A 24,772-nucleotide genomic window follows, 5' to 3' on the forward strand; every position below is an offset into this window, starting at 1 on the left:
GCGCAGACGTCCACATCCCGAAAAGGTTCTTGTAGACGGCATGTATTTCTCTAGGGTGCGGTCATGATCCTTCCCGCCGCACCCGGCACCGCACCCGGCACCGCTCCCGGCACCGCTTCCGGTACCGCATCCGGCATCGCACCTGTCGCGGTGCCGCCCGCGCCCGCCTCTCCGCCGCCGCTCGCCCTGCGGGTCCGTGCCACCGGGGGGTCGCCGGTGCGGGACATCCTCGCCGTCACCGCCCGCCCCGAGGTGATCAACTTCGCGGGCGGGCTGCCCGCGCCCGAGCTGTTCGACCGGGAGGGCGTCGCGGACGCCTTCCGGCACGTGCTGGAGGAACTGCCGGGCCGGGCCCTCCAGTACGCCACCACCGAGGGCGAGCCCGCGCTGCGCGAGCGGCTCGCGCAGCGGACGACGGCACGGGGACTGCCGACGGACGCCGACGACATCCTCGTCACCACCGGGTCTCAGCAGGCGCTGTCCCTCCTCGCCACCGCCCTCCTCGACCCCGGCGACACCGTCCTCGTCGAGGACCCCTGCTATCTCGCCGCCCTCCAGGTCTTCGGCCTCGCGGGCGCGCGGGTCGTCGCCGTCCCCGGGGACGCGGACGGGCCGGACCCGCAGGCGCTGGCCGACCTGGTCGTGCGGGAGCGGCCCAAGCTGCTCTACACCGTGCCCACCTTCCAGAACCCCACCGGCCGCACCCTCTCCGCCGAGCGCCGGTCCGCCCTCGCCGCCGTCGCCGCCGTCCACGGCCTGTGGATCGTCGAGGACGACCCGTACGGCGAACTCCGCTACGAGGGCGAGCGCGTCCCCTGGATCGCCGCCCACCCCAAGGCCCGCGACCGGACCGTGCTCCTCGGCTCCTTCTCCAAGGTGATGGCTCCCGGCCTGCGGCTGGGCTGGCTGCGCGCCCCGGCGGAGCTGCGGCGGGCCTGCGCGGTCGCCAAACAGGCGGCCGATCTGCACACCCCGACCGTCAACCAGCTCGCCGCCGCCCGCTACCTGGCCGACCGCGACCTCGACGCGCACGTCGCCCGCGTCGCCGCCGCCTACCGTGAGCGCCGGGACGCCATGCTCGCCGGGCTGCCCGACGCCCTTCCCGAGGGCTCCGTGTGGAACCGGCCCGAGGGCGGCATGTTCCTCTGGGCCCGGCTGCCGGAGGCGTACGACACCACCGCGCTGCTGCCGAGGGTGGTCCGGGAGGACGTCGCCTACGTGCCCGGCGCCCCCTTCCACGCCGGCCGGCCCGACCGGTCGACGCTGCGGCTGTGCTTCGTGACGCAGTCGCCGGAGGAGATAGCGGAGGGGCTGCGCAGGCTCGGACGGGGGCTTGGACGGGGGCTTTGACAGGGGCTGGGACGGGGGCTCAGAGGCTGACCGGTGGGCTCAGTCCCACCAGAAGTGCCAGACGCGCGCCCCGACCAGTTCCCGGGCGTACTCCCGCAGACTGCCCGGACCCTGGGTGATGTTGTCCGGGCAGAACGCGAAGTGCTCGGCCGCCACCGCCTCCGCCTCGTCGGCGGTGGCGGGCGGGGCGGCCACGGAGACCGCGAGCAGGTCGAAGCCGAGCGCGACGACCCGTATGCCGAAGCGGTCCTCCCAGGAGCGCAGCACCGCGCAGAGGCGGGCCACGTCGTCCGTGTGGTTGAGGGGGCCGGGCCAGCCGAGGGCGGCCGGGATGTCGGCGGAGCGGCGGGCCGGGACGAGCGCCAGGTGCGCCTTCTCGGGCCAGGACGCGGAGCCGTCGGTCAGCAGGTCGGCGACCTGGGCGGCGCAGGCGGCCGGGTCCATGGTGAGGGCGGGGGAGGGGGCGAGGCCCGGCCAGTCGGGGCCGAAGGGCGCGAGCAGCTCGGCGGTCTCGTCGTCCCAGGCCCCCTCGGGCTCCCCCTCGCCCTCGTCCGCCTCCTCGTCCTCCGCGTCGGCCTCCCAGAAGTCCGCCAGGACGTCCTCGGCGTGGTGGTCCCCCGGGTAGGACGCCTCCCCGGGCATCAGCTCCCACTTCTCCGGGCCGCCCTGGCCGCCGCCCACGTCGACGAGCACCGGCAGCAGTCCGGCCCGCGCCGCCCTCCCGCCCAACGCGGTCCAGTTGCCGGGGGCCGCGGCCTGCTCGGCATGCCACAGCACCGGCCCGTCCGACGAGTCGTCGAAGGCGTCGATCAGCCTGCCGGGCGGCAGTTGGAGCCCGAGGGACCGCCCGCTCGGGTCGGAGGCCAGCCTGGGCAGCGGGTTGGGAAGAGTCGCCATGCCCGTGACTGTAGGGGCCGGCACTGACAGTCCGCGCTCACCTGCGGCGACGCCGAATGAGGTGGGCGACCCAGATGCCCAGGCCGATCACCGGCAGGACGATGGTGGCCGGGATGAGCACGCCCGCCCCGGCGATCACCAGGAGGCTGATCAGGGCCTCGCCGAGCGACGGGTCGTCCTGGCCGCCCAACGGCTTCTCCTCGCACTCGTGTTCTCGCTCCTCTCGGAGCGGGACGCACGGGTGCGAGGAGCGGTTCCGGCGCGCGGGCGGGCCGGCGGGCCGTCAGAGCTTCTCGGGCGTCCGGATGCCCAGCAGGGCCATGCCCCGCTGGAGGGTACGGGCCGTCAGGTCGACCAGGAACAGGCGGTTCTCCCGCTGCTCGGCGGTCTCCGCCTTCAGCACCGGGCACTGGTCGTAGAACGTCGTCAGGTGCGAGGCCAGCTGGTACAGGTAGGCCGCGAGCTTGTGGGGCTCGTAGGAGGCCGCGACCTCCAGGACCGTCTCGCCGAACTGGTCCAGGTGCAGGCCCAGCGCCCGCTCCGCCGGGGCCAGTTCCAGCTCCGGGTGGGCGACCGGGCGGGCCTCGCCGGACTTGCGCAGGATCGACTGGATACGGGCGTAGGCGTACTGGAGGTAGACGGAGGTGTCGCCGTTCAGCGAGACCATCTGGTCCAGGTCGAACTTGTAGTCCCGGACGGCGGAGGTCGACAGGTCGGCGTACTTCACCGCGCCGATGCCGACGTACCGGCCGTTCTCCACGATCTCCTGCTCGCTCAGGCCCACCTTCTCGGCCTTCTCCCGCACGACGGTCGTAGCCCGCTCGACGGCCTCGTCGAGGAGGTCGACCAGCTTGACCGTCTCGCCCTCACGGGTCTTGAACGGCTTGCCGTCCTTGCCGAGGACCGTGCCGAAGGCGAGCTGGAAGGCCTTGACGTCCTCGTTGAGCCAGCCCGCCCGGCGCGCGGTCTCGAAGACCATCTTGAAGTGCAGGGACTGCCGGGCGTCCACGACGTACAGGAGCGTGTTCGCCTTGTGGTGGAAGACGCGGTCGCGGATCGCGGACAGGTCCGTGGCCGCGTAGCCGTAGCCGCCGTCCGACTTCTGCACGATCAGCGGGACCGGGTTGCCGTCCGGGCCCTTGACGTCGTCGAAGAACACGCACAGGGCGCCCTCCGAGCGCACCGCGACGCCCGACTCCTCCAGCAGGCGGCAGGTCTCCGCCAGCATGTCGTTGTAACCGGACTCGCCGACGATGTCCGCGTCCCGGATCTCCATGTCCAGCTTCTCGAAGACGGAGAAGAAGTAGATCTTCGACTCGTCGACGAACTTCTGCCACATGGCGAGCGTGTGCGGGTCCCCCGCCTGGAGGTCCACCACCCGGCGCCGCGCCCGCGTCTTGAACTCCTCGTCGGCGTCGAACAGCTTGCGCGCGGCCTTGTAGAGGCGGTCGAGGTTCGACATCGCCTCCTCGCCGCTGACCGCGGACTCCTTGTGGTCCAGCTCGTGCGGGTGCTCGTCCAGGTACTGGATCAGCATGCCGAACTGGGTGCCCCAGTCGCCGATGTGGTGCCGGCGGACCACGGTCTCGCCGGTGAACTCCAGCAGCTGGACCACCGCGTCGCCGATGACGGCGGAGCGCAGGTGGCCGACGTGCATCTCCTTCGCCACGTTCGGCTGGGCGTAGTCGATGACCGTCGTGCCCGGGGCGTCCGCGTGCGGGACGCCGAGGCGGTCGGTGTCCGCGTACCGCGCGGCGAGGTTCTCGGTGATCGCCCGGTCGGTGACCGTGACGTTGAGGAAGCCGGGGCCGGAGACCTCGATGTCGCCGATCACGCCACCGGTGACGACCTGGGAGACGACCTGCGTCGCCAGCTCCCGCGGGTTGGCCTTCGCCTTCTTCGCCAGGGCGAGGATCCCGTTGGCCTGGAAGTCCGCCCGGTCGCTGCGTCGCAGCAGCGGGTCCGCGCCGGCGGCCTCCGGCAGGGTGGCCGAGAGGGCGGACGCGAGGTGCTGTTCGACGGAGTGGCTGAGGGACGTGACCGGGGCCATAGGAATGGGTGCCGTTCTCCTCGTGGGGATGGATAGACACGGCCAGTATCCCATGGGGGGTAAAGCGGTTTTCCCGGGCGCGGGACCGTCTGGGAGTATGGAGGGGCCAATCCAGAGTTCGAGCTTCAAGAGGACGTGCCGATCGTGGCTCAGAGCACCGAGACCACCGACTGGGTCTCCCGTTTCGCGGATGAGGTCATCGAGGAGTCGGAGCGCCGGGCCCCGGGCAAACCGGTCGTCGTCGCGTCCGGCCTGTCCCCGTCCGGCCCCATCCACCTCGGGAACCTCCGCGAGGTCATGACGCCCCACCTGGTCGCCGACGAGATCCGCCGGCGCGGGTTCCAGGTCCGGCACCTGATCTCCTGGGACGACTACGACCGCTACCGCAAGGTGCCGGCCGGCATCGCGGGCGTGGACGAGTCCTGGGCCGAGCACATCGGCAAGCCGCTGACCTCCGTCCCGGCCCCGAAGGGCTCCGCGCACCCGAACTGGGCCGAGCACTTCAAGGCCGCGATGGTCGAGGCGCTGGCCGAGCTGGGCGTCGAGTTCGACGGGATCAGCCAGACCGCGCAGTACACCTCCGGCGTCTACCGCGAGCAGGTCCTGCACGCCATGCGGCACCGGGGCGACATCGACGCCATCCTCGACCAGTACCGGACCAAGAAGGCCCCGGCGAAGAAGCAGCAGCAGAAGCCTCTCGACGAGGCCGAGCTGGAGGCCGCCGAGGGCTCGGGCGCCGCGTCCGAGGACGACGGCAGCTCCGGCACCGCCGGCTACTTCCCGTACAAGCCGTACTGCGGCAACTGCGAGAAGGACCTCACCACCGTCACCTCCTACGACGACGACAGCACCGAGCTGACGTACGCGTGCGACGCCTGCGGCTTCTCCGAGACCGTCCGGCTGAACGAGTTCAACCGCGGCAAGCTGGTCTGGAAGGTCGACTGGCCGATGCGGTGGGCGTTCGAGGGCGTCGTCTTCGAGCCCAGCGGCGTCGACCACTCGTCCCCGGGGTCCAGCTTCCAGGTGGGCGGCCAGATCGTCGGGATCTTCGGCGGCAAGCAGCCGATCGGGCCGATGTACGCCTTCGTCGGCATCAGCGGCATGGCGAAGATGTCGTCGTCGAGGGGCGGGGTGCCGACCCCGGCGGACGCGCTCAAGATCATGGAGCCGCAGCTCCTGCGCTGGCTGTACGCCCGGCGCCGGCCCAACCAGTCCTTCAAGATCGCCTTCGACCAGGAGATCCAGCGGCTGTACGACGAGTGGGACAAGCTCGACGCGAAGGTCGCCGACGGGACCGTGCTGCCCGCGGACGCTGCCGCGCACGCCCGCGCGGTGCGCACGGCCGGCGGTGAGCTGCCCCGCACCCCGCGGCCGCTGCCGTACCGGACGCTGGCCTCCGTCGCCGACATCACCGCAGGTCACCAGGACCAGGCGCTGCGGATCCTCAGCGAGCTCGACCCGGACAACCCGCTCGGCTCGCTCGACGAGGCCCGGCCGCGGTTCGACAAGGCCGAGGCCTGGATCAACACGCACGTCCCCGCCGACCAGCGGACCATCGTGCGCGACGAGCCCGACACCGACCTGCTGAAGTCCCTCGACGACGCCTCCCGGCAGTCGCTGCGGCTGCTGCTCGACGGGCTGGCCTCGCACTGGTCGCTCGACGGGCTGACCCACCTCGTGTACGGCGTGCCCAAGGTCCAGGCCGGGTTCTCGGCCGACGCCACGCCCAAGGAACTGCCCGCCGAGATCAAGACGGCCCAGCGCACGTTCTTCGCGCTGCTGTACCACCTGCTGGTCGGGCGCGACACCGGTCCGCGCCTGCCCACGCTGCTGCTGGCGGTGGGGCAGGAGCGGGTACGGACCCTGCTCGGGGCGTAGGCCCCGGACAGGCCCCGGACACGACGGAGGGGGCGCCCGGTGTTCGCCGGGCGCCCCCTCCGTCATGCCGTGGGGGTCACGCGATGTGGTCCTCCTCCAGCTCCGCCGAGTGGCGCTGCTGGAAGCGCTCCGCGAGGGTCTTCAGCTCGCTGGGGCTCAGCGTCCTGCCGTAGGTCGCCTGGATGTTGTCGCCGAGGACGCGGGGCGTGGGGTAGCTGCCGTCTATCGACTGGCGGAACACCTGGTAGTACGCGTCGTCGTCCGGCTCCGGGCTGCCGCCGCCGTCACCGAGTTCGCGGGTGCGGTTCGGGCCCACGGGGATGGGGAACGTGCCGGTCTCCTCCGGGGCCGGTTCCTGGCCGGGGGCCGGCGGCTCCTCCTCGTACTGCTCGCGGTACTCGTCGGCCTGGACCTGCTCCTCGTACCACTGCTCGTACTGCGCCTCGGGGTCGTACTGAGGGTCGTACTGCGGGTTGTACTGAGGGTTGTACTGGGGGTTGTAGCCGCCGTGGTACTCGACCTGGTGCGGGTGCCGGGCGTGGAGCCAGGGGTTCACTTCCGGGTCGGGGGCCTTGTCGGGGGAGCCGGGGTCCTGGTCGCCGCCGGGGGGAGTGTGCTGCCCGCCGGAGGGCGCGGCCGCGCCCACCCGTGCCGCCCCGGCGGCACGACTGCCCGTGGCCGTGGCTGCGGCTGCGGCTGCGGGAGCGGGATTCTGCGCCGTGGTCGTGGCCGTGGCCGTGGCCGCGGGGGCCTGGGGCGTGGCTGTGGCGGCCTGGTCGGCGGGGGTGGTGTTCGGGTCGGTCGATGTGGCCGTCGGGGCCGGGGGGAGCTGCTGCGGGGATGCCGCGGGCAGTTCCTGGTGGGGGGCCGGGGGGAGGAGGGCCGGTTCGATGCCCGCCGCCGCCAGGCCCGCCGGGGCCGTCTCCGCCAGCGGTACGCCGTACCGTGCCAGGCGCAGCGGCATCAGGGACTCCACGGGGGCCTTGCGGCGCCAGGCGCGGCCGAAGCGGGAGCGGAGGCGGGCCTGGTAGACGAGACGTTCCTGCTCCAGCTTGATCACCTGCTCGTAGGAGCGGAGCTCCCAGAGCTTCATCCGGCGCCACAGCAGGAACGTGGGGACCGGGGAGAGGAGCCACCGGGTGAGGCGGACCCCCTCCATGTGCTTGTCCGCCGTGATGTCGGCGATCCGGCCGATGGCGTGCCGGGCGGCCTCGACGGCGACCACGAACAGGATCGGGATCACCGCGTGCATGCCGGTGCCCAGCGGGTCCGGCCAGGCGGCGGCGCCGTTGAACGCGATCGTCGCCGCCGTCAGCAGCCAGGCCGTCTGCCGCAGCAGCGGGAACGGGATCCGGATCCACGTCAGCAGCAGGTCCAGGGCGAGCAGGACGCAGATGCCCGCGTCGATGCCGATCGGGAAGACGTAGGAGAAGTTCCCGAAGCCCTTCTGGATGGCCAGTTCCCGGACCGCCGCGTAGGAACCCGCGAAGCCGATTCCGGCGATGATCACGGCGCCGGTCACGACCACGCCGATGAGAACGCGGTGCATCCGGGTCAGCTGTATTGGCGCGGCCACCCGCACTCCCCTCCCCTTGCGTGTTGTTGCGCGCAACAGGGTGGCACATGTGTGCGGCTCACGTGTTGCCGGTCCGTCAGCTCTTCTTGGCGGAGGTCTTCGACGACGACGTGGTGGAGGCCTTCGTCACGGTCGTCGAGGCCGCCTTGGAGGCGGTCGCCGAGGAGGCCGCGGAAGGGGTCGCCGAGGAGGTCGCCGAGGAGGTCTTCGACGACGACTTCGACGGGGACGGGGACGCCGAACCGCCGCTCGTTCCCTCGCCGTTGGCCGACCGGACCGACGCCACCGCCTCCTTGGCGGCCTTCTCCGCCGCCTTCGTCAGGGTGTCCGCGTTCGGCGTCTTCTCGCCCGCCAGACCCGCGCCGTTGTAGTCGACGGTGACTACCACGTTCTCCACGCGCGCCACGACCGTCTGCTGCTTGAAGGCGCCTTCCTTCTTCTTCAGGTCGTAACGCACGGTCGTCGCCTGGTCGCCGGCCCCGGTGAGCGCCTGCGTCTTGGTGTTGGCCGCGCCGGACACCGTCTTGGCGCCCTGCACCTGCTTGGCGTAGTACTCCTGCGCCTGCTGCTCGCCCGAGGTCGAGGTGTCCGACGCGAAGCGCAGCAGGGAGACGTTCAGCCAGCGGTACTGGGAACCCTTCACCCCGTTGTTGTCCAGACTGGACCAGGAGCAGGACGCCCGGGTCGCGGTGTCGCTCGACGTGCCCTCCTTGCCCTTCGTGTCCTTGGGCACCAGGTCGGTCAGCGTCTTCTTCGACAGCACCGCGCACGCCTCCGGCAGCGCCTGGTACGCCGCCGCCTGCACCGTCGGCGTGGCGCTCACCGTGGCACCCGCCTCGGCTTCGGCGCCGGCACTGGCAGCGGCCTTCTGCGCGTCGTCGCCGGAGCCGGAGTCCGAGGAGCAGCCGGCGACGATCAGCATCACGGGGAGTGCGGCTGCCGCGGCGAGGAGACGGTTCAGGCCTCCGGCACGCTGGGTTCGCTGGTCTCGCTGGTCGTCTCGCTGGGCTCGTCGCTGCATGGTTCCTTCACTCATGACGCTCGTGGTTCCTGCGGTCGGATCGGGTCCGAGGGGCCACGGTACGCGGTGGAAAAGCTGTGCGGCTGCGGTTCGGGAGCTGAGCGGGCGGGCGGCGGGCCGGCGCGAAGTGGCCTCAGCCCGCGAGGGAGTCGGCGATCCGGGCGGCCAGTTTCCGTGCCCTGTCCTGCATTTCCTCGCTGTCCGGGACCGCGCCGACGGTCGCCGGCTGCTCCTCGTACTGGATGGTGACGATGACGTTGGACGTGCGGAACGCCACAGTCACGGTGCGCTGCTTCGCCGTCGAACCGGAGCTGGAGAGCGCGTCGTCGACGAACGCCTCGTCGCCGAGGTCGTCGAGGAGGCGGGGCTGGAGGTCGGCCGGGGTGACGGACGGGGACGGGGAGGGGGAAGCGGAGGTCGAGGCGGAGGCCGAGGCGGAGGCGGACGGGCTCGTCGACGCCGAGGGGGCCGGACTCGCGGGCGCGCCCTTGGACGTGCCCGGGGCGGTGCTGGTGCTGGTGCCCGTGCCCGTGATGGTGTTCGTGGCCGTGGTGGTGCTCGTGTCCGTGGAGGGGGTCGGCTGCCCGCTGCCGGTGCCCGAGGCCGCGGGCGCCGGGAGGTCGGCCGCCGTCACCTTCTCGGCGAACAGCGTCTCGGCCTGGTTGTCGTCGCTGACCGCGTTGTCGTACGACACCACGCGCTCGAAGTCGACGAAGAGGTGGTCGGTGGCCTCCGCCGACGACACCTTCCAGCGGCAGCCGGCCTTGCGGTCCGTGTCGTACGTCAGGGTCGCCTCGCCCGCGTAGACGGCCTCGCGCTGGGTCTCGTCGGCGACCGCGCTGATGCCGGGGAGGAGCGAGTCGAGGGTGGAGCGGGCGACGCTGCCGCAGGCCTGCGGCAGCGAGTCGTACCGGCCGGGCTGGGCGGCGGCCGTCGCCGTGCCGGCCTCGCCCGGGTTGGAGTCGTCCGTCGTGCCGTCGTCGGCGGAGCCGCCGGTGCAGCCGGCCAGCAGCGCCGCGAGGAGTGCGGCGACGCCGGATACGTACGCCTTCCGCTGCACGGTCGGCTCCTCTCGACGGTCACAACATGGGTGGCTGGTCGGGCAGGGGCCCGTCCCGCCGGTTCCCGCTGGTTATTCGCTTGCCGGGCGGGGGCGGCCCCTGGAGACAATGTGTATCGCACGCACCACCGTGGATGCCGGTCCGTCGTCCTGTTCGTCGACCTTGGCGCCGGTTTTGCGATTCGAGACTTCTGTTGTGCTTCCGGGGGAATGAGGACGATATGTCGTATGTCGAGATGCCGGGTGCGAAGGTTCCCATCCGGATGTGGACCGACCCCGCGACGGTGGAGGACGTGGCCCTCCAGCAGCTGCGCAACGTCGCCGGCCTCCCCTGGATCGAGGGCCTCGCCGTGATGCCGGACGTGCACTACGGCAAGGGCGCCACGGTCGGGTCCGTCATCGCGATGCGGGGGGCCGTGTGCCCGGCGGCGGTGGGCGTCGACATCGGCTGCGGGATGTCGGCGGTGCGGACGTCCCTGACGGCGAACGACCTGCCGGGCGACCTGTCGCGGCTGCGGTCGAGGATCGAGCAGGCGATCCCGGTGGGGCGGGGGATGCACGACGACCCGGTGGACCCGGGGCAGCTGCACGGGTTCGCGACCGCGCGGTGGGAGGACTTCTGGGGGCGGTTCGACGGGGTCGCCGAAGCGGTCAGGTTCCGTCAGGAGCGCGCAAATAAGCAGATGGGAACGCTCGGAAGCGGCAACCACTTCATCGAGGTGTGCACGGACACGACCGGTTCGGTCTGGCTGATGCTGCACTCCGGGTCCCGCAACATCGGCAAGGAACTCGCGGAGTTCCACATCGGCGTGGCCCAGAAGCTCCCGCACAACCAGAACCTGATCGACCGTGACCTCGCGGTCTTCGTCGCGGACACCCCGCAGATGGCGGCCTACCGCAACGACCTGTTCTGGGCGCAGGAGTACGCCCGGTACAACCGCACGATCATGATGGCGCTGCTCAAGGGCGTGGTCCGCAAGGAGTTCCGGAAGGCGAAGCCGGCCTTCGAGCCGGAGATCAGCGCGCACCACAACTACGTCGCCGAGGAGCGCTACGACGGGATGGACCTGCTCGTGACCCGGAAGGGCGCGATCCGGGCCGGTTCCGGCGAGTACGGCATCATCCCGGGCTCCATGGGCACGGGCTCGTACATCGTGAAGGGCCTCGGCAACGAGAAGGCGTTCAACTCGGCGTCGCACGGCGCCGGCCGGCGCATGAGCCGGAACGCGGCGAAGCGGCGCTTCACGACCAGGGATCTGGAGGAGCAGACGCGGGGCGTGGAGTGCCGCAAGGACTCCGGTGTCGTGGACGAGATACCCGGGGCCTACAAGCCGATCGAGCAGGTCATCGACCAGCAGCGGGACCTGGTGGAGGTCGTGGCGAAGCTGAAGCAGGTCGTCTGTGTGAAGGGCTGATCCCGGCCCGGCCCGGCCCGGCCCGGCCCGGCCGTGCCCTGGCCGCGCGGTTCGGGGCGTGCCCTGGCCGCGCGGTTCGGGGGAACGCGCGGGGGCGGGGGTCCGTCAGTTCCCGTGCCTGACCGCCCAGATCATCACGAACGCGATGACGTGGATGCCGAAGAGGAAGTACGCCAGGAAGTACCAGACCTGGCGTTCGTCCCGGGTCTCCTGGGCCAGGCGGCGCTGTTCCGCCGCCCGGGCCGTCTCCTCCCGCGTCGTCTCCTCCCGCGTCGTCTCCTCCCGCGTCGGGTCCGGCATCACGCCTCCCGGTGGACCTTCGTGTTGGACGCCTGGGCGCGCGGGCGCAGGATCAGCAGGTCGACGTTGACGTGGCTGGGCCGGGTCACCGCCCAGGTGATGGTCTCGGCCACGTCGTCGGCGGTGAGCGGCTCGGCCACGCCCTCGTAGACCTTCGCCGCCTTCTCCCGGTCGCCCCCGAAGCGGGTGAGGGCGAACTCGTCGGTCTTGACCATGCCGGGCGCGATCTCGATCACCCGGACGGGCCGGCCGACGATCTCCAGGCGCAGGGTCTCGGCGAGGACGTGGGCGCCGTGCTTGGCGGCGACATAGCCCGCGCCGCCCTCGTAGGTGCCGTGGCCGGCGGTCGAGGAGACGACCACGACCGTGCCGTCGCCGCTCGCCTCCAGCTTCGGCAGGAGGGCCTGGGTGAGGTTGAGGGTGCCGATGACGTTCGTCTCGTACATGGTGCGCCAGTCGGCCGGGTCGCCGGTGGCCACCGGGTCGGCGCCCAGCGCGCCGCCCGCGTTGTTGACGAGGACGCCGACGGTCCTGAACGCCGTCGCGAACTCGTCCACCGCCGCGCGGTCGGTGACGTCCAGCTGGTACGCCGCCGCCGAGCCGCCCGCCGCGGTGATCTCCTCGGCCAGCGCCTCGATGCGGTCCTTGCGGCGGGCGGTGAGGACCACGCGGTAGCCGGCCGCGGCGAGCTGCCGGGCGGTGGCGGCGCCGATCCCGCTGCTCGCACCGGTCACGACGGCGATGCGGGAGGCGGCGGACGGTGCGGCGGTGGCCATGGGGGCTGCTCCTCGGGTGCGGGGGGTGCGGGGGGTGCGGGGGTGCGTGGTGCGGGTGGGCTCGAAAGCCTGCTCGGCCAGGATAGGCGGGGGGCGGTGCGGGGTGGGCGGTGATCTCGATCTCTGGTCGCCGTGGTCGCCGTGGTCGCCGTCGTCGCCGTGGCTGCCGTCGTCGCTGTGGTCGCTGTGGTCGCTTCACCTGATGGACGGCGCCTGCCGTCCCGGCCCGGCGGGGATACATGGGTACGTTCCTGTCCCTGTCCTGGCCGACCGAGGAGTGGATGGCATGCGCCGGATGCGGATTCCCGCCGTGCGAGGCGCGGTGGTGGGTGCGGTGGTGGCCGGGGCGCTGGCGGCCGGCGGGGCGGTGTCGCCGGCCGTCGCGGACGTTCCCGAGGCCGATCTGTCGTACCACGGCTCCGCCGTGCTGGACCGCGGCCGGGTCGAGGTGCGGCTGACTCCGCGCAACCACGGTCCGGGCGACGTCTCGGACGCCACCGTACGGCTGCGCTGGTCGGCGCCGTTCGCGGACCGGCCGCCGGTGCTGCCGGAAGGGTGCGCGCGGACGGGGGCGCGGGAGGTGATGTGCCGGACGGGCGCGCTGGCCGCCGACGCGCCGGGGGAGCGGATCGTGGTGGAGGTGTGGCTGGCGGACGGGCCGACGGAGGTGACGCTGTCGGTGGAGACGGTGTGGGGTGGCGGGGCGGTGGACCGCAACCGCGCCAACGACCGGCAGCAGGTGCTGGTGCTGGACACCGGGGACGCCTATTTCTTCTGACCGGGCCGCGACTGTCTTCCGACCGGGCCGCGACGGGCGGTGGGCGACGGGCGACGGGCGGTGGGCGACGGGCGGTCGGTCGGGGCGCGGCACGTCGTACCATCTGCGGACGGCGCTGACGAAGGGGTGTGCGGGCGATGTCCGGGAACGTGCGGTCGCGGTTGCTGGACGAGCTGTCCACCGTCTCCCGGCGGTACGTGGCCGCGTTCGCGCTGTTCAACCAGGCCGTCGCAGACCGGCTCGGGCTGCACCCCACCGACCTGCAGTGCCTGAACCTGCTCTCGCTGGAGCGGGCGCCGGTGACGACGGGCCGGGTCGCGGAGCTGACCGGGCTGACGACGGGGTCGGCGACCCGGCTGGTGGACCGGCTGGAGAAGGCCGGGTACGTCGTGCGGGAGCGGGACGCCACCGACCGGCGGCGGGTCCTGGTGGCGACGGTGCCGGAGCGGATCGCCGAGTTCGGGCGGACGTGGGAGCGGCTGGGCGGTGACTGGGGTCATCTCTTCGCGGACCTGGACGATGCCGAGATCGCCGTGATCGTGCGGCACATGAGGCGGACGGTGGAGTTCAGCGGGGAGCAGGTCGGGCGGTTGCGAGGGGGCCTGGTCTAGGTCATGGGGACGACGCGGGGCGCGGGCGCCGGCATCTCGGACACGGCGGGCGCCGGCATACCGGACACGGGCCTGCCGGACACGGGCCTGCCGGACACGGGCCTGCCGGACACGGCGGACGTCGGCGTACCGGATGCGCGGGGCATGTCGGGCGTGCGGGCGGGGGAGGCGGACGCGGCTCATCCGCCCGTGGGCCGCGGGCTGCCCCGCCACTGGTTGCTGCTGCTGGTCGGCGCGGCCGTACTGCCCGGCGCGCTGCTGGTGCTCGTCGGGCGGTCGCTGGACGACCCGGCCGTCGAGGCGTGGCGGACGGTGTGTCTGGCGGTGACCGTGCAGGCGGTGCCGTTCCTGCTGCTGGGCACGGCCCTGTCGGGGGCGATCAACGCGTTCGTGCCGGCGCGGGTGTTCCATCGGCTGCTGCCGAAGCGGCCTGCGCTGGCGGTGCCGGTCGCGGGTGCGGCGGGAGTCGTCCTGCCGGGCTGCGAGTGCGCGTCGGTGCCGGTGGCGAACAGCCTGATCGGCAGGGGGGTGACCCCGGCCGCCGCGTTCGCGTTCCTGCTGTCGGCGCCCGCCGTGAACCCGGTCGTGCTCACCGCCACCGCCATCGCTTTCCCGGGCAGCCCGGAGATGGTGCTGGCCCGGCTGCTCGCCTCCCTGGTCACGGCGGCCGTGATGGGCTGGCTGTGGCTCTGGCTGGGGCGCGCGGAGTGGCTGCGGCCGACCGTACGGCACACCGGGCACCGGCCCGGGCTGAGCAGGTGGACGGAGTTCCGGCGCGGCTTCCAGCACGACTTCCTGCACGCGGGGGGATTCCTGGTGGTCGGCGCGATGGCCGCGGCGACCTTCAACGTGGCGGTGCCGCGCTCGGTGGTCGACATGTTCGCCGGTTCGGCCTGGCTGTCGGTGCTGTTCCTGGCGGTGCTGGCGATCGTGCTCGCGGTGTGCTCGGAGGCCGACGCGTTCGTGGCGGCGTCGCTGAGCGGGTTCTCGCCGGTCGCCCGGCTGACGTTCATGGTGGTGGGGCCGATGGTCGACCTGAAGCTGATCGCCCTTCAGGCGGGCACCTTCGGCCGGGCCTTCGCGTGGCGTTTCTCCGCCGCCACGGCCGTGGTGGCGGTCGTGTGCAGCGCCGTGGTGGGAGGGGTACTGCTGTGAAGCGGTTCGCGCAGGTGGGGTTGCTGGTCCTGAGCGGGCTGGGGCTGTTGCAGGCCTCGCTCTTCACGGAGTCGTACCTGCGGTACGTGAAGGAGGGCATGCGGCCGCTGCTGATCGCGTCGGGGGCGCTGCTGATCCTGCTGGGGGCGGCCGAGGCATGGTCGGCGCGGCGGTGGGCGCGGGGCCGGGGGGACGGCTCCGACCACGGGGGCGGTGGGCGGGAGCACGGGCAGGACGAGATCGAGGAGCGGAAGCAGGAACAGGAACAGGAACAGGAACAGGAACAGGAACAGGAACAGGGTCACGACCACGGGCACGGGCACGGTCACGACCACGGGCACGGTCACGATCACTCCGGCGTTCCCCGTGTCGCCTGGCTGCTGTTCCTGCCCGCGCTGAGTCTGCTCTTCTACGCCCCGCCCGCGCTCGGTTCGTACACCGCCTCCCGTGAGGCGCCCAAGGCCGTGGCCGTGGTGGAGGAGGACGGTTTCGAGGCGCTGCCCGCGACCTCGCCGCTGCCGATCACGCTGACCGACTTCACCCAGCGGGTGCAGCAGGACACCGCGCGGGCCATCGAGGGGCGCCAGGTCCGGATGACCGGGTTCGTCACGCCCGTCGCGGGAGGCGACGGCTGGTATCTGACCCGGATCCTCCTGTCGTGCTGTGCGGCGGACGCGCAGTCGGTGAAGGTCCGCGTGTACGGGGTCGAGGCGCCCGCCGCCGACACCTGGGTGACGGTGACCGGGACCTGGCACCCGGCCGGCTCCCTGGGCACGTCCTCGGCGGCGGTCGCGCTGGACGCGGACACCGTGGAGAAGGTCGAGCGGCCGACGAACGGGTACACGGACGCGCTGCCGATCGGATCGTGACGCCGGGCGGGCCGGGGCGCGCCCTTGACGTGACGAAACCTGTTCGAGTGACTCCGCGGTTCTGCCTCGCCCGAGGCGGGCGGGCCGCGATTAGCGTGAGGGCCGTCGACCAGGTCCGGCAGTCCAGTGGAGTATCAGATGACTTCTTCCCGTCACGCGCTCGTATCGCCGGCGCCGGCGCCGGCGCCGGCGCCAGGAACTCGCTTCGAGTTGCCGCGCATCCAGAAGCGGCTTCCTGTGCGCGCCCATCCGAAGCACGCGCAGATCGAGGAGGAGTGTCATCGCTGGGCCCGTCCCCACCTTGTGGACCACTTCGGTGACGAACACCTCGCCGATCGCCATGTCGGGCAGCGGATGGCCTACTGGGCCTGCCTGTGCTACCCGCACATGCTGGACGACCGGTGCTTCGTCCTGCCGAACATCATGATCGCGGCCGGCATCTGCGACGACTCGTTCTCCGGCCCCGCGTTCCAGAAGGACCTCGAGCGGACGGAGGACCTGCGGCGGCGGTGGCTCGGCGTGCTCGACGACGAGCCGGTGGCACCCGACTTCCCCGCCGGCCGGATGCTGTACGACGCCCTCGCTCCGGCGTGGCCGCAGATGCCGCGGGCGCTCGCGGCCCGCTACCGCGACGCCTTCCGGGACGTCGTCGCGTCGTCCGTCGTCGAGGCCGACGACCGCGTCCACGACGGGATCCTGCCGTTCGACGCCTACCTGGAACTGCGGCTCACCGACCTGTTCGGCCACTGGGCCACCTGCCAGACCGAGTACGCCCTCGGATGCGACCTCACCGCAGAACTCGCCACGGACGCCACCCTCGCCAAGGCCCGGGACCTGGCCATCAACCACATGACCCTGGTCAACGACCTCTTCTCCTCCCCCGAGGAGAACCACCTCTTCCCCTCCGCCGACGAGTGCGAGGCCGGGGAGGCCATGAACTCCCTGGGGCTCCTCATGCGCACCGAGTCGCTCACCCTCCAGCAGGCGGCCGACAGACTCGCCGAGCTCATCGCGTGGACCGAGGACGCGTTCTGCCGCGCGTGCGCCGACATCGTCCACCGGGACGGGCCGGTCCACCCCGACGTGCCGCGTTACCTGAACGAACTCGGGCACCTCATCAGCGGCAACCGGCACTACCGCACGCTCGTCACCCGCTACCGCGGCGACGCCGTGGGCGAGGGGAAGAAGGGGAAGACGTCCGGGACGGTGACCCTCGGGCGCCTCGGAACCGTCCACACGCCACGCACTCACCGGGAAGCGGGTGCCGCACGGCATCCCGACGGCACGGACCGGGACTGACACCGCACCGCACCGCACCGCACCGCGCAGCCGCGCCACTCCCGGCCGCTGCCTGAACTCCCGCGGCCCAGCCCGAGCACCCGCTCGCGCGTGCATCGCTCCTCGCCCTCGCTCTCGCACTGGCTCTCGCCCTCGCCCTCGGCCGACACCCTGCCGAGGACGAGGGCGAGGGCGTATCCGTCGGCCCCACCCTCCGGAAGACGGCTGATGACGGCCGATGACGGCCGATGACGGCCGATGACGGCCGGGGAATACCTGGCGCCGGGGCACAGTTCCAGGGGTATAGTTGAAGCATCAACAACTTGAAGGGTGAGCGGCCATGCAGTTCGGGATCTTCACCGTCGGCGACGTCACGCCGGACCCCACCACGGGACGTACGCCGACCGAGCGCGAGCGGATCAAGGCCATGGTCGCCATCGCGCTGAAGGCCGAGGAGGTCGGCCTGGACGTCTTCGCGACCGGCGAGCACCACAACCCGCCGTTCGTGCCGTCGTCGCCGACCACGATGCTCGGCTACATAGCCGCGCGGACGGAGAAGCTGATCCTCTCCACCTCGACCACCCTCATCACCACCAACGACCCGGTGAAGATCGCCGAGGACTTCGCAATGCTCCAGCACCTGGCCGACGGGCGCGTCGACCTGATGATGGGACGCGGCAACACCGGGCCGGTCTACCCCTGGTTCGGGCAGGACATCCGGCAGGGCATCAACCTCGCCGTCGAGAACTACGCCCTGCTGCACCGGCTGTGGCGCGAGGACGTCGTCGACTGGGAGGGCAAGTTCCGCACGCCGCTCCAGGGCTTCACCTCGACGCCCCGGCCGCTGGACGGCGTCGCGCCGTTCGTCTGGCACGGTTCCATCCGCTCGCCGGAGATCGCCGAGCAGGCCGCCTACTACGGCGACGGCTTCTTCCACAACAACATCTTCTGGCCCGCCGACCACACCAAGCGCATGATCGAGCTGTACCGGAAGCGGTACGCCCACTACGGGCACGGCACGCCCGAGCAGGCCATCGTCGGCCTCGGCGGCCAGGTGTTCATGCGGAAGAACTCGCAGGACGCCGTCCGCGAGTTCCGGCCGTACTTCGACAACGCGCCCGTGTACGGGCACGGGCCCTCGCTGGAGGAGTTCACCGAGCAGACCCCGCTGACCGTCGGCTCGCCGCAGCAGGTGATCGAGAAGACGCTGTCCTTCCGCGAGTACGCCGGCGACTACCAGCGCCAGCTCTTCCTGATGGACCACGCCGGGCTGCCGCTGAAGACCGTGCTGGAGCAGCTCGACCTGCTCGGCGAGGAGGTCGTGCCCGTGCTGCGCAGGGAGTTCGCCAAGGACCGCCCGGCCGACGTGCCGGAGGCCCCGACCCACGCTTCCCTCAAGGCCGCCCAGGAGGTGACCGTCGCATGAAGCTCGTCGTCGTCTCGGCGGGGCTGAGCGTCCCGTCGTCCACCCGGCTGCTGGCCGACCGGCTGGCCGCGGCCACCGCCGAGCGGGTCTCGGCGGCGGGAGCGGAGCCGCAGGTGCGGGTCGTGGAGTTGCGCGACCTCGCCGTGGAGATCGCGCACAACTTCACCAACGGTTTCCCCGGGCGGGCGCTGGCGGCCGCGCTGGACGCGGTCGCGGACGCGGACGGGCTGATCGTCGTCACGCCGGTGTTCTCCGCGTCGTACAGCGGACTGTTCAAGTCGTTCTTCGACGTCATGGAGAAGGACGCGCTGGCCGGGAAGCCGGTCCTGGTCGCCGCCACCGGAGGGACGGCCCGGCACTCGCTGGTGCTGGAGCACGCCCTGCGTCCGCTCTTCGCCTACCTGCGGGCCGTCGTCGTCCCGACCGGGGTCTACGCCGCCTCCGAGGACTGGGGCGCGGAGGGGCTGCCGGAGCGGATCGAACGGGCGGCGGGGGAGCTGGCGGCGCTGATGAGCGGCCTGTCGGCGGCCCGTCCCGCCCGGGCGGCCCTCGACGTCGTGCCGTTCGAGGAACAGCTCGCCGCGCTGCGGCCGGCGGGGTGAGACGCGCCTCGGGACGGGGCACGGGACGGGGCACGGGGGGTGCCGGGGTGGGGCTCCGGCACCCCCCGTGCCCCCGTCCCCGGGTGAGAGGCACGTAAGAAGGGCGCCGGGTGAGCCGCCCGTCACGGCGACGGCCGGGGCGGCTTGGCAGACTGACCCCGTGCCTCCCACCGTGCTCCTCGCCGAAGACGACCGCGCGATCCGTCACGCCCTGGAACGGGCCCTGACCCTGGAGGGCTACCGGGTGACGGCGGTCGCCGACGGCGTCGAGGCGCTCGCGCACGCCCACCGGACGCCCCCGGACGTGCTCGTCCTGGACGTGATGATGCCCGGCATCGACGGCCTCCAGGTCTGCCGGGTGCTGCGCGCCGAGGGCGACAGCACGCCCATCCTGATGCTGACGGCGCTCGTGGAGACCGCCGACCGGATCGCCGGGCTGGACGCGGGCGCCGACGACTACGTCGTGAAACCCTTTGACGTCGAGGAGGTCTTCGCCCGGCTGCGGGCACTGCTGCGCCGCACCGGCCCGACACCCCCGACGCCCCCGACGCCCCCGACGGCCCCCGTCGACGTACCCAGGCCGGCCGCGGCCTCCGCCCGCCACCTGGAGGCCGCCGGACTGCGCATGGACCCGCAGGCGCGGCGCGCCTGGCGCGGGGAGCGGGAGCTGGAGCTGACCCGCACCGAGTTCGAGCTGCTGGAACTGCTCGTGCGCCACGCCGGTGTCGTCCTCGACCACTCCACGATCTACGACCGCATCTGGGGCTACGACTTCGGCCCCGGCTCCAAGAACCTCGCCGTCTACGTCGGCTACCTGCGCCGCAAGCTCGACGCGCCCGGGGCCCCGCAGCTGATCCACACCGTGCGGGGCGTGGGTTACGTGCTGCGGGAAGACTGAGGGGCGGACCCGGTGGGCGGCCGCCCGAGGCGGTGGATGTCCCGGCGGCGCCGGCGGCTCGCCTCCCTGCGCACCACCTTCGCGGTGTCCTTCGCCGCCGTGACCGCCGCCGTCACCGTCCTCGTCGGCGTGCTCTCCTACTCGGCCGCCGCCCGGCTGGTGCGGGTGGACCAGGAGTCGGTGTTCGACGAGGTCGTGCAGGACCTGCGGGACGAGGTGCGCGAGCGGGCGATGCACCCCGAGGACTTCTCCTCCGCCGCGCCGGGCCACGACATCGTGCGCCCGGCCCGCACGGACGTGCAGGTGCTCGGCCCGGACGGGGCGGTCGTCGACCCGGGCAACCCCGGGCTGCCGGTCGTGGCCGCCGACCGGGACGTCGCCGCCGCCCCGATGGCGGGGACGCTCACCGAGCACGAGGACGTCGACGTCGGCAGCGACGTCTACCGCGTCGCGACCGTCGCGCTGGGCGGCGGGCGGGGCGCGGTGCAGGTCGCCCAGGAGTTCAGCGACACGGAGGACCTGCTGCGCGCGCTCCAGCAGCGGACGCTGCTGCTGATGGCCGCGGTCGTGACGGCCGCGGGCCTGTTCGGCTGGTGGCTGGCCCGGCGCATCACCCACCGCCTGGTCATCCTCACCACCGCGGCGGAGGACGTCGCCCGCACCCGCCGGCTGGGCGTCCAGGTGCCCGTCACCGGCTACGACGAGGTCGGCCGCCTCGGCCGCGCCTTCGACCGCATGCTGGGCCGCCTCGCCCAGTCCGAGGAGGACCAGCGGCGCCTGGTCCAGGACGCGGGCCACGAACTGCGCACCCCGCTGACCTCACTCCGTACGAACATCTCGCTGCTGCGCCGCATCGACGAGCTGCCCCCCGCCACCCGGGACGAACTCGTCGCCGACCTCGGCCAGGAGGCCCGCGAACTCACCGACCTCGTCAACGAGCTGGTCGACCTCGCGGCCGGCCAGTCCGACACCGAACCGCCCCGCCGCGTCGACCTCGCCGACCTCGCCGAGGAGGTCGCCGGCCTCGCCCGCCGCCGCACCGGCCGGCAGATCCTGGTCCGCGCGAGCGGCGACACCACCACCCACGGCCGGCCGGGCATGCTCCAGCGGGCGCTGTCCAACCTCGTCGAGAACGCCACCAAGTTCGACCGCGGGGGCCGGGCACCCGTCGAGATCAACGTCACCGGCCCCGCCCTCCCCCACTCTCGGCTGCGCGCGAGCGGGGGGACCCCCATCGGCCCGGTCCGCGTGGAGGTCCTCGACCGCGGCCCCGGCATCACCGACGCCGACCTCACCCGCGTCTTCGACCGCTTCTACCGCGCGGCGGACGCACGCTCCCTGCCGGGCTCCGGCCTGGGCCTGTCCATCGTCCGCGAGGTGGCCCTGTCCCACGGCGGGGCACCGTTCGCCCACGGGCGGGAGGGAGGCGGTTCGGTGATCGGGTTCACGGTGGGCGGACACCGGGGGGAGCGGGGGGCGAGCGAGGGGTGAGCGGGGGTGATCGGGGGGGGATCGGGGGTGATCGGAGGTCGTCTTACGGCCGGGGTGTGAGTGGGGCTGGTTCTACGGCCGGGGTGTGAGTGGGGCTGGTTCTACGGCCGGGGTGTGAGTGGGGACCGTTCGGGCCCGGGAGCCGCCGGGGCGGGCGGTTTCCACGGCGGACGCGGACACTGCGGCCTCGGCCGCGGCGTACGTGCGGGCCGGGACGAGCAGGTATGCCTTTGGGGCGCCGAGCGAGGGCGGGCCGGACGGTCCGCCGGTCAGGGAGGGAGTCGACGCATGCTGAACAACCAGGAAGCCGCCGTGCTGGCGGCGATCGACGAGGCCGCCGCCGCGCGGACCTTGCTGGAGCTGATCGCGATACCCAGCGTCACCGGCAGCGCCGCCGAGTCCGAGATCCAGCACCACCTCGCCGGACGGCTGGAACGGCTCGGGCTGGACGTGGACCTGTGGGGCATGGACCTGCCCGCCCTGTACGCGCACCCCGGATTCCCGAGGACGGAGGCGCCCCGGGAGGAGGCCTGGGGGCTCGTGGGACACACGCCCGACGGAGGTGACGGGCCGACGCTGATCCTCCAGGGGCACGTGGACGTCGTACCGCCCGGGGACCTCGCGGCCTGGGAAGGCGACCCGTTCGCGCCCCGGGTGAACGGGGACGTGGTGCACGGGCGTGGTGCCTGCGACATGAAGGCCGGGCTCGCCGCCCACCTGGCCGCGCTGGCGGCGGTCCGGACGGCCGGCGTGCGGCTGCGCGGTCGGGTCGCGGTGCACTTCGTCGTCGGGGAGGAGGACGGCGGGCTCGGCACGTTCGGCACGCTGCTGCGCGGTCACGCCGGCGACGCGTGCCTCATCGCCGAGCCGACGGCCGGGACGGTGATCACCGCCAACGCCGGCGCGCTCACCTTCCGGATCGCCGTCCCCGGCAGGGCCGCGCACGCCAGCTCGCGCGAGGCCGGGGTCAGCGCGATCGACGCCTACCTGCCGCTGCACCGGGCGCTGGCCCGGCTCGAAGCCGTACGCAACCGGGCCCCCGACCCACTCCTCGCCGAATATCCGATCCCCTACTCCCTCTCCGTGGGCACCCTGCGCTCCGGTGACTGGGCGAGCAGCGTGCCGGACCTGCTCGTCGCCGAGGGGCGGCTGGGGGTGCGGCTGGGGGAGGACCCGGCGGAGGCGCGGGCGGCCCTGGAGCGGTGCGTGGCCGAGGCCTGCGCGGCCGACCCCTGGCTGCGCGAGAATCCGGCGAGGGTGACCTGGCCGGGCGGGCAGTTCGCGAGCGGGCGGCTCCCGGCGGGGCATCCGCTGCGCGACGCCGTGGCGGGGGCGTACGCCGACGCGACCGGTGCCCCGCCCCCGAGGGAGCGCGGGGCGACGTACGGCAGCGACCTGCGGCTGTACACCGCGGCCGGGATCCCGGCCCTCCAGTTCGGCCCGGGCGACATCGCGGTCGCGCACAGCGCGCGGGAGCACGTGTCCGTACGGGAGGTGGTGGACGCGGCGCGTGCGGTGGCGCTGACGGTGCTGCGGACGGTCGGGACCAAGTGAGAGCCGGGTGCGGCCGGTGGACCCCAGCTCTCCCGCGGCGAGGGCGGGGCCAGGCCGGGCCGGCCGGTGGTGTTCTGGATCACATGCCATGAGGTGAGTGCGGACCCGGGGTGATTCCCGTACCCACCCTTGACGGGCGAAGTCCGGATGCGACGATGAGGCGTCATGACGGCAGGGTGGTGTTCCCGCACGGTTCGGGCCGCGGTGTTCGCGGCCGTCTGCGTGCTGCTCGCCGCCCTGGGCCACGTCATGATGTCCGGCGGTTCCGTCCCCGCGGGGGCACTGGCCGCCGGAGCGGCCGTGACCGGTGCGGCGGGTTGGTGCCTGGCGGACCGGGAGCGCGGACTGCCGCTGATCGTGACGGTCGTGGTCGCCGCCCAGACGGCACTGCACACGGCGTTCTCCCTCGCACAGCCGACGGCTACGGGAACGACCGGACCGGCCGCCGGCGGCATGGACTCCATGGACATGGACCCCATGGACATGGGGTCCATGTCCATGGAGTCCATGGGCTCGATGCACCTCACCCACTCCCTGCACTCCGCGGGACCGATGCACTTCGCGGGGTCGACGCCCGCCGCGCGGTCGATGGACGTCCCGGACGCCATGGACCTGGGGCACGCGGGGACGGGCGGCTTCATGGGCGGCTCGTCGTCGTTCGGCATGCTCGCCGCCCACCTGCTCGCCGCGCTGCTGTGCGGCCTGTGGCTGGCCCACGGCGAGAAGGCCGCGTTCCGCATCCTGCGTGCCGTCGCCGGATGGCTGGCCGCGCCGCTGCGGGTGCCGCTCGCCCCGCCCGCTGTCCAGGACCGCCCCCGCCCGCGCCCGCGCCGCCCCCGGTCGGACCGGGCTCCGGGCCTCCTCCCGCTCGTCCACGCCATCACCTCTCGGGGTCCCCCGGTGGGGACGGCTGTCGCCTGAAGACAGCTGGTGTCCCGAGGCCGCCCGTGCGCGCCTCGGGCCTGGTCTGGTCGTACGCCCGGACAACCGTCGCCGCGTGCCGCGTGCCGCGTGCCCGTCGCCGCGCCGTAGGGCCGACCGACCTTCCCCTTTCACCGGACCGACCGCCCGCGCCCGCGTGGGCCCGGACCGGATCTCGCATCCCGAGAAGGACACCTGGTGACCAGTAGTACTGCTGTGCCTGCCTCGCGCGGCACAACCGGCGAACCGCCATCGCTCGACGACTCGATCACGGCCTGGGCGCTCGCCGCGCGAGGCGGTGACGCGGACGCCGTCGAGCAGTTCGTGCGTGCCGTGCACCGCGACGTCCAGCGCTACGTCGCCCATCTGTGCGGCGATCCGCAGGCCGTCGACGACCTCGCGCAGGACACGTTCCTGCGGGCGCTCGGCAGCCTGCACCGCTTCGAGGGCCGCTCCTCGGCGCGCGCCTGGCTGCTGTCCATCGCCCGCCGCGCGGTGATCGACAGTTTCCGGTGCGCCGCCGCCCGGCCCCGTCTGTCCGACGTGTCGGACTGGCAGCTGGCCGTCGAGCGGGCGCAGCCGCAGGACCTGCCCGGTTTCGACGACGGCATCGCCCTGCTGGATCTGCTGGCGTCGCTGCCGGACGAGCGACGGGAGGCGTTCGTCCTCACCCAGCTGGTCGGCCTGCCCTACGCGGACGCGGCCGAGGTCAGCGACTGCCCCGTGGGCACGGTCCGCTCCCGGGTCGCCCGGGCCCGGGCGACCCTGATGGATCTGCTCGACGCCGCAGGCACCTCCCACGCCCTGGAGGCGGTGGGGGAGGAGAAGAGGCCCGCCGTTCTGGCGGCCTGAGCCGGCAGCGCACG

Annotated in this window: 23 protein-coding genes; 15 read left to right on the forward strand and 8 right to left on the reverse strand. The window is 72.9% G+C overall.

Translation table 11 applies throughout. From position 1 onward, the window contains the following. Positions 1 to 63 precede the first annotated feature (63 nt). Positions 64 to 1,350, forward strand: a complete 1,287-nt coding sequence (locus tag ACFV9M_RS35820; protein ID WP_385075593.1) for a PLP-dependent aminotransferase family protein — start codon at positions 64 to 66, stop codon at positions 1,348 to 1,350. A gap of 39 nt (positions 1,351 to 1,389) precedes the next feature. Here the strand turns inward: ACFV9M_RS35820 and ACFV9M_RS35825 are convergent, their stop codons facing one another. From ACFV9M_RS35825 to argS, 3 genes are all read right to left on the reverse strand, one after another. Beyond that, complete coding sequence (locus ACFV9M_RS35825; RefSeq protein ID WP_385075596.1) at positions 1,390 to 2,247, reverse strand: DUF4253 domain-containing protein; 858 nt, start codon at positions 2,245 to 2,247, stop codon at positions 1,390 to 1,392. A gap of 37 nt (positions 2,248 to 2,284) precedes the next feature. After that, positions 2,285 to 2,437 carry a hypothetical protein gene (locus ACFV9M_RS35830; protein WP_385075598.1) on the reverse strand — a complete coding sequence of 51 codons (153 nt, stop codon included), beginning with the start codon at positions 2,435 to 2,437 and terminating at the stop codon, positions 2,285 to 2,287. 93 nt (positions 2,438 to 2,530) lie between these two features. Continuing rightward, positions 2,531 to 4,297, reverse strand: coding sequence for an arginine--tRNA ligase (gene argS, locus ACFV9M_RS35835; protein WP_385075601.1), 1,767 nt, complete (start codon positions 4,295 to 4,297; stop codon positions 2,531 to 2,533). A 135-nt stretch (positions 4,298 to 4,432) separates the two neighbouring features. Here argS and lysS point away from each other — a divergent pair, with 135 nt between their 5' ends. Then, positions 4,433 to 6,175 (forward strand): lysine--tRNA ligase, encoded by a 1,743-nt coding sequence (gene lysS / locus ACFV9M_RS35840; protein ID WP_385075603.1) that lies wholly within the window; start codon positions 4,433 to 4,435, stop codon positions 6,173 to 6,175. A gap of 76 nt (positions 6,176 to 6,251) precedes the next feature. Here the strand turns inward: lysS and ACFV9M_RS35845 are convergent, their stop codons facing one another. From ACFV9M_RS35845 to ACFV9M_RS35855, 3 genes are all read right to left on the reverse strand, one after another. Continuing rightward, the gene (locus ACFV9M_RS35845) at positions 6,252 to 7,751 is read right to left on the reverse strand and encodes a DUF2637 domain-containing protein (protein ID WP_385075606.1); all 1,500 of its coding nucleotides are present in this window, start codon (positions 7,749 to 7,751) and stop codon (positions 6,252 to 6,254) included. Between the two features lie 76 nt (positions 7,752 to 7,827). Continuing rightward, positions 7,828 to 8,787, reverse strand: a complete 960-nt coding sequence (locus tag ACFV9M_RS35850; protein WP_385075609.1) for a DUF3558 domain-containing protein — start codon at positions 8,785 to 8,787, stop codon at positions 7,828 to 7,830. Positions 8,788 to 8,905: 118 nt separating this feature from the next. Beyond that, a complete protein-coding gene (locus tag ACFV9M_RS35855) occupies positions 8,906 to 9,832 on the reverse strand; it encodes a DUF3558 domain-containing protein (protein WP_385075611.1) in 927 nt (308 codons plus the stop codon). Between the two features lie 221 nt (positions 9,833 to 10,053). Here ACFV9M_RS35855 and ACFV9M_RS35860 point away from each other — a divergent pair, with 221 nt between their 5' ends. Continuing rightward, on the forward strand, positions 10,054 to 11,247 hold the full coding sequence (locus tag ACFV9M_RS35860; protein ID WP_385075614.1) for an RtcB family protein: 1,194 nt from the start codon (positions 10,054 to 10,056) through the stop codon (positions 11,245 to 11,247). A gap of 105 nt (positions 11,248 to 11,352) precedes the next feature. Here ACFV9M_RS35860 and ACFV9M_RS35865 read toward each other — a convergent pair whose 3' ends face one another. Together ACFV9M_RS35865 and ACFV9M_RS35870 are read right to left on the reverse strand one after the other, a co-directional pair. Further along, a complete protein-coding gene (locus ACFV9M_RS35865; protein WP_385075616.1) occupies positions 11,353 to 11,547 on the reverse strand; it encodes a hypothetical protein in 195 nt (64 codons plus the stop codon). Beyond that, a complete protein-coding gene (locus ACFV9M_RS35870) occupies positions 11,547 to 12,323 on the reverse strand; it encodes an SDR family NAD(P)-dependent oxidoreductase (protein ID WP_385075619.1) in 777 nt (258 codons plus the stop codon). Before ACFV9M_RS35870 ends, ACFV9M_RS35865 begins: the two co-directional genes overlap by 1 nt. A gap of 286 nt (positions 12,324 to 12,609) precedes the next feature. On the opposite strand from ACFV9M_RS35870, the gene ACFV9M_RS35875 reads away from it, so the two are divergent. The 12 genes from ACFV9M_RS35875 to ACFV9M_RS35930 all read left to right on the forward strand — a co-directional run bounded on the left by ACFV9M_RS35875 (position 12,610) and on the right by ACFV9M_RS35930 (position 24,758). After that, entirely contained in the window at positions 12,610 to 13,101 is a 492-nt protein-coding gene (locus ACFV9M_RS35875) for a hypothetical protein (protein WP_385075621.1), read from the forward strand. A gap of 137 nt (positions 13,102 to 13,238) precedes the next feature. Next, on the forward strand, positions 13,239 to 13,712 hold the full coding sequence (locus ACFV9M_RS35880; RefSeq protein ID WP_385075624.1) for a MarR family winged helix-turn-helix transcriptional regulator: 474 nt from the start codon (positions 13,239 to 13,241) through the stop codon (positions 13,710 to 13,712). Between the two features lie 144 nt (positions 13,713 to 13,856). Next, positions 13,857 to 14,867, forward strand: coding sequence for a permease (locus tag ACFV9M_RS35885; RefSeq protein WP_385075640.1), 1,011 nt, complete (start codon positions 13,857 to 13,859; stop codon positions 14,865 to 14,867). After that, complete coding sequence (locus ACFV9M_RS35890; protein WP_385075627.1) at positions 14,864 to 15,736, forward strand: TIGR03943 family putative permease subunit; 873 nt, start codon at positions 14,864 to 14,866, stop codon at positions 15,734 to 15,736. The genes ACFV9M_RS35885 and ACFV9M_RS35890 overlap by 4 nt, the downstream gene beginning before the upstream one ends. Positions 15,737 to 15,973: 237 nt before the next feature. Then, positions 15,974 to 17,035 carry a terpene synthase family protein gene (locus ACFV9M_RS35895; RefSeq protein WP_385075629.1) on the forward strand — a complete coding sequence of 354 codons (1,062 nt, stop codon included), beginning with the start codon at positions 15,974 to 15,976 and terminating at the stop codon, positions 17,033 to 17,035. A 319-nt stretch (positions 17,036 to 17,354) separates the two neighbouring features. Further along, positions 17,355 to 18,440, forward strand: coding sequence for an LLM class flavin-dependent oxidoreductase (locus ACFV9M_RS35900; protein WP_385075632.1), 1,086 nt, complete (start codon positions 17,355 to 17,357; stop codon positions 18,438 to 18,440). Continuing rightward, positions 18,437 to 19,042 (forward strand): FMN reductase, encoded by a 606-nt coding sequence (locus tag ACFV9M_RS35905; RefSeq protein WP_385075635.1) that lies wholly within the window; start codon positions 18,437 to 18,439, stop codon positions 19,040 to 19,042. The genes ACFV9M_RS35900 and ACFV9M_RS35905 overlap by 4 nt, the downstream gene beginning before the upstream one ends. 160 nt (positions 19,043 to 19,202) lie before the next feature. Next, entirely contained in the window at positions 19,203 to 19,940 is a 738-nt protein-coding gene (locus tag ACFV9M_RS35910) for a response regulator transcription factor (RefSeq protein WP_385078322.1), read from the forward strand. Positions 19,941 to 19,976: 36 nt separating this feature from the next. Beyond that, positions 19,977 to 21,431: an ATP-binding protein gene (locus ACFV9M_RS35915; RefSeq protein ID WP_385078320.1), complete on the forward strand. Its 1,455-nt coding sequence runs from the start codon at positions 19,977 to 19,979 to the stop codon at positions 21,429 to 21,431. A 288-nt stretch (positions 21,432 to 21,719) separates the two neighbouring features. After that, positions 21,720 to 22,985, forward strand: coding sequence for an ArgE/DapE family deacylase (locus ACFV9M_RS35920; protein ID WP_385078317.1), 1,266 nt, complete (start codon positions 21,720 to 21,722; stop codon positions 22,983 to 22,985). Positions 22,986 to 23,150: 165 nt separating this feature from the next. Then, positions 23,151 to 23,906, forward strand: coding sequence for a hypothetical protein (locus ACFV9M_RS35925; RefSeq protein WP_385078315.1), 756 nt, complete (start codon positions 23,151 to 23,153; stop codon positions 23,904 to 23,906). 198 nt (positions 23,907 to 24,104) lie between these two features. Further along, on the forward strand, positions 24,105 to 24,758 hold the full coding sequence (locus ACFV9M_RS35930) for a sigma-70 family RNA polymerase sigma factor (protein ID WP_385078313.1): 654 nt from the start codon (positions 24,105 to 24,107) through the stop codon (positions 24,756 to 24,758). Positions 24,759 to 24,772 lie beyond the last annotated feature (14 nt).

Source organism: Streptomyces sp. NPDC059895 (assembly GCF_042731035.1).
GTDB lineage: Bacteria > Actinomycetota > Actinomycetes > Streptomycetales > Streptomycetaceae > Streptomyces.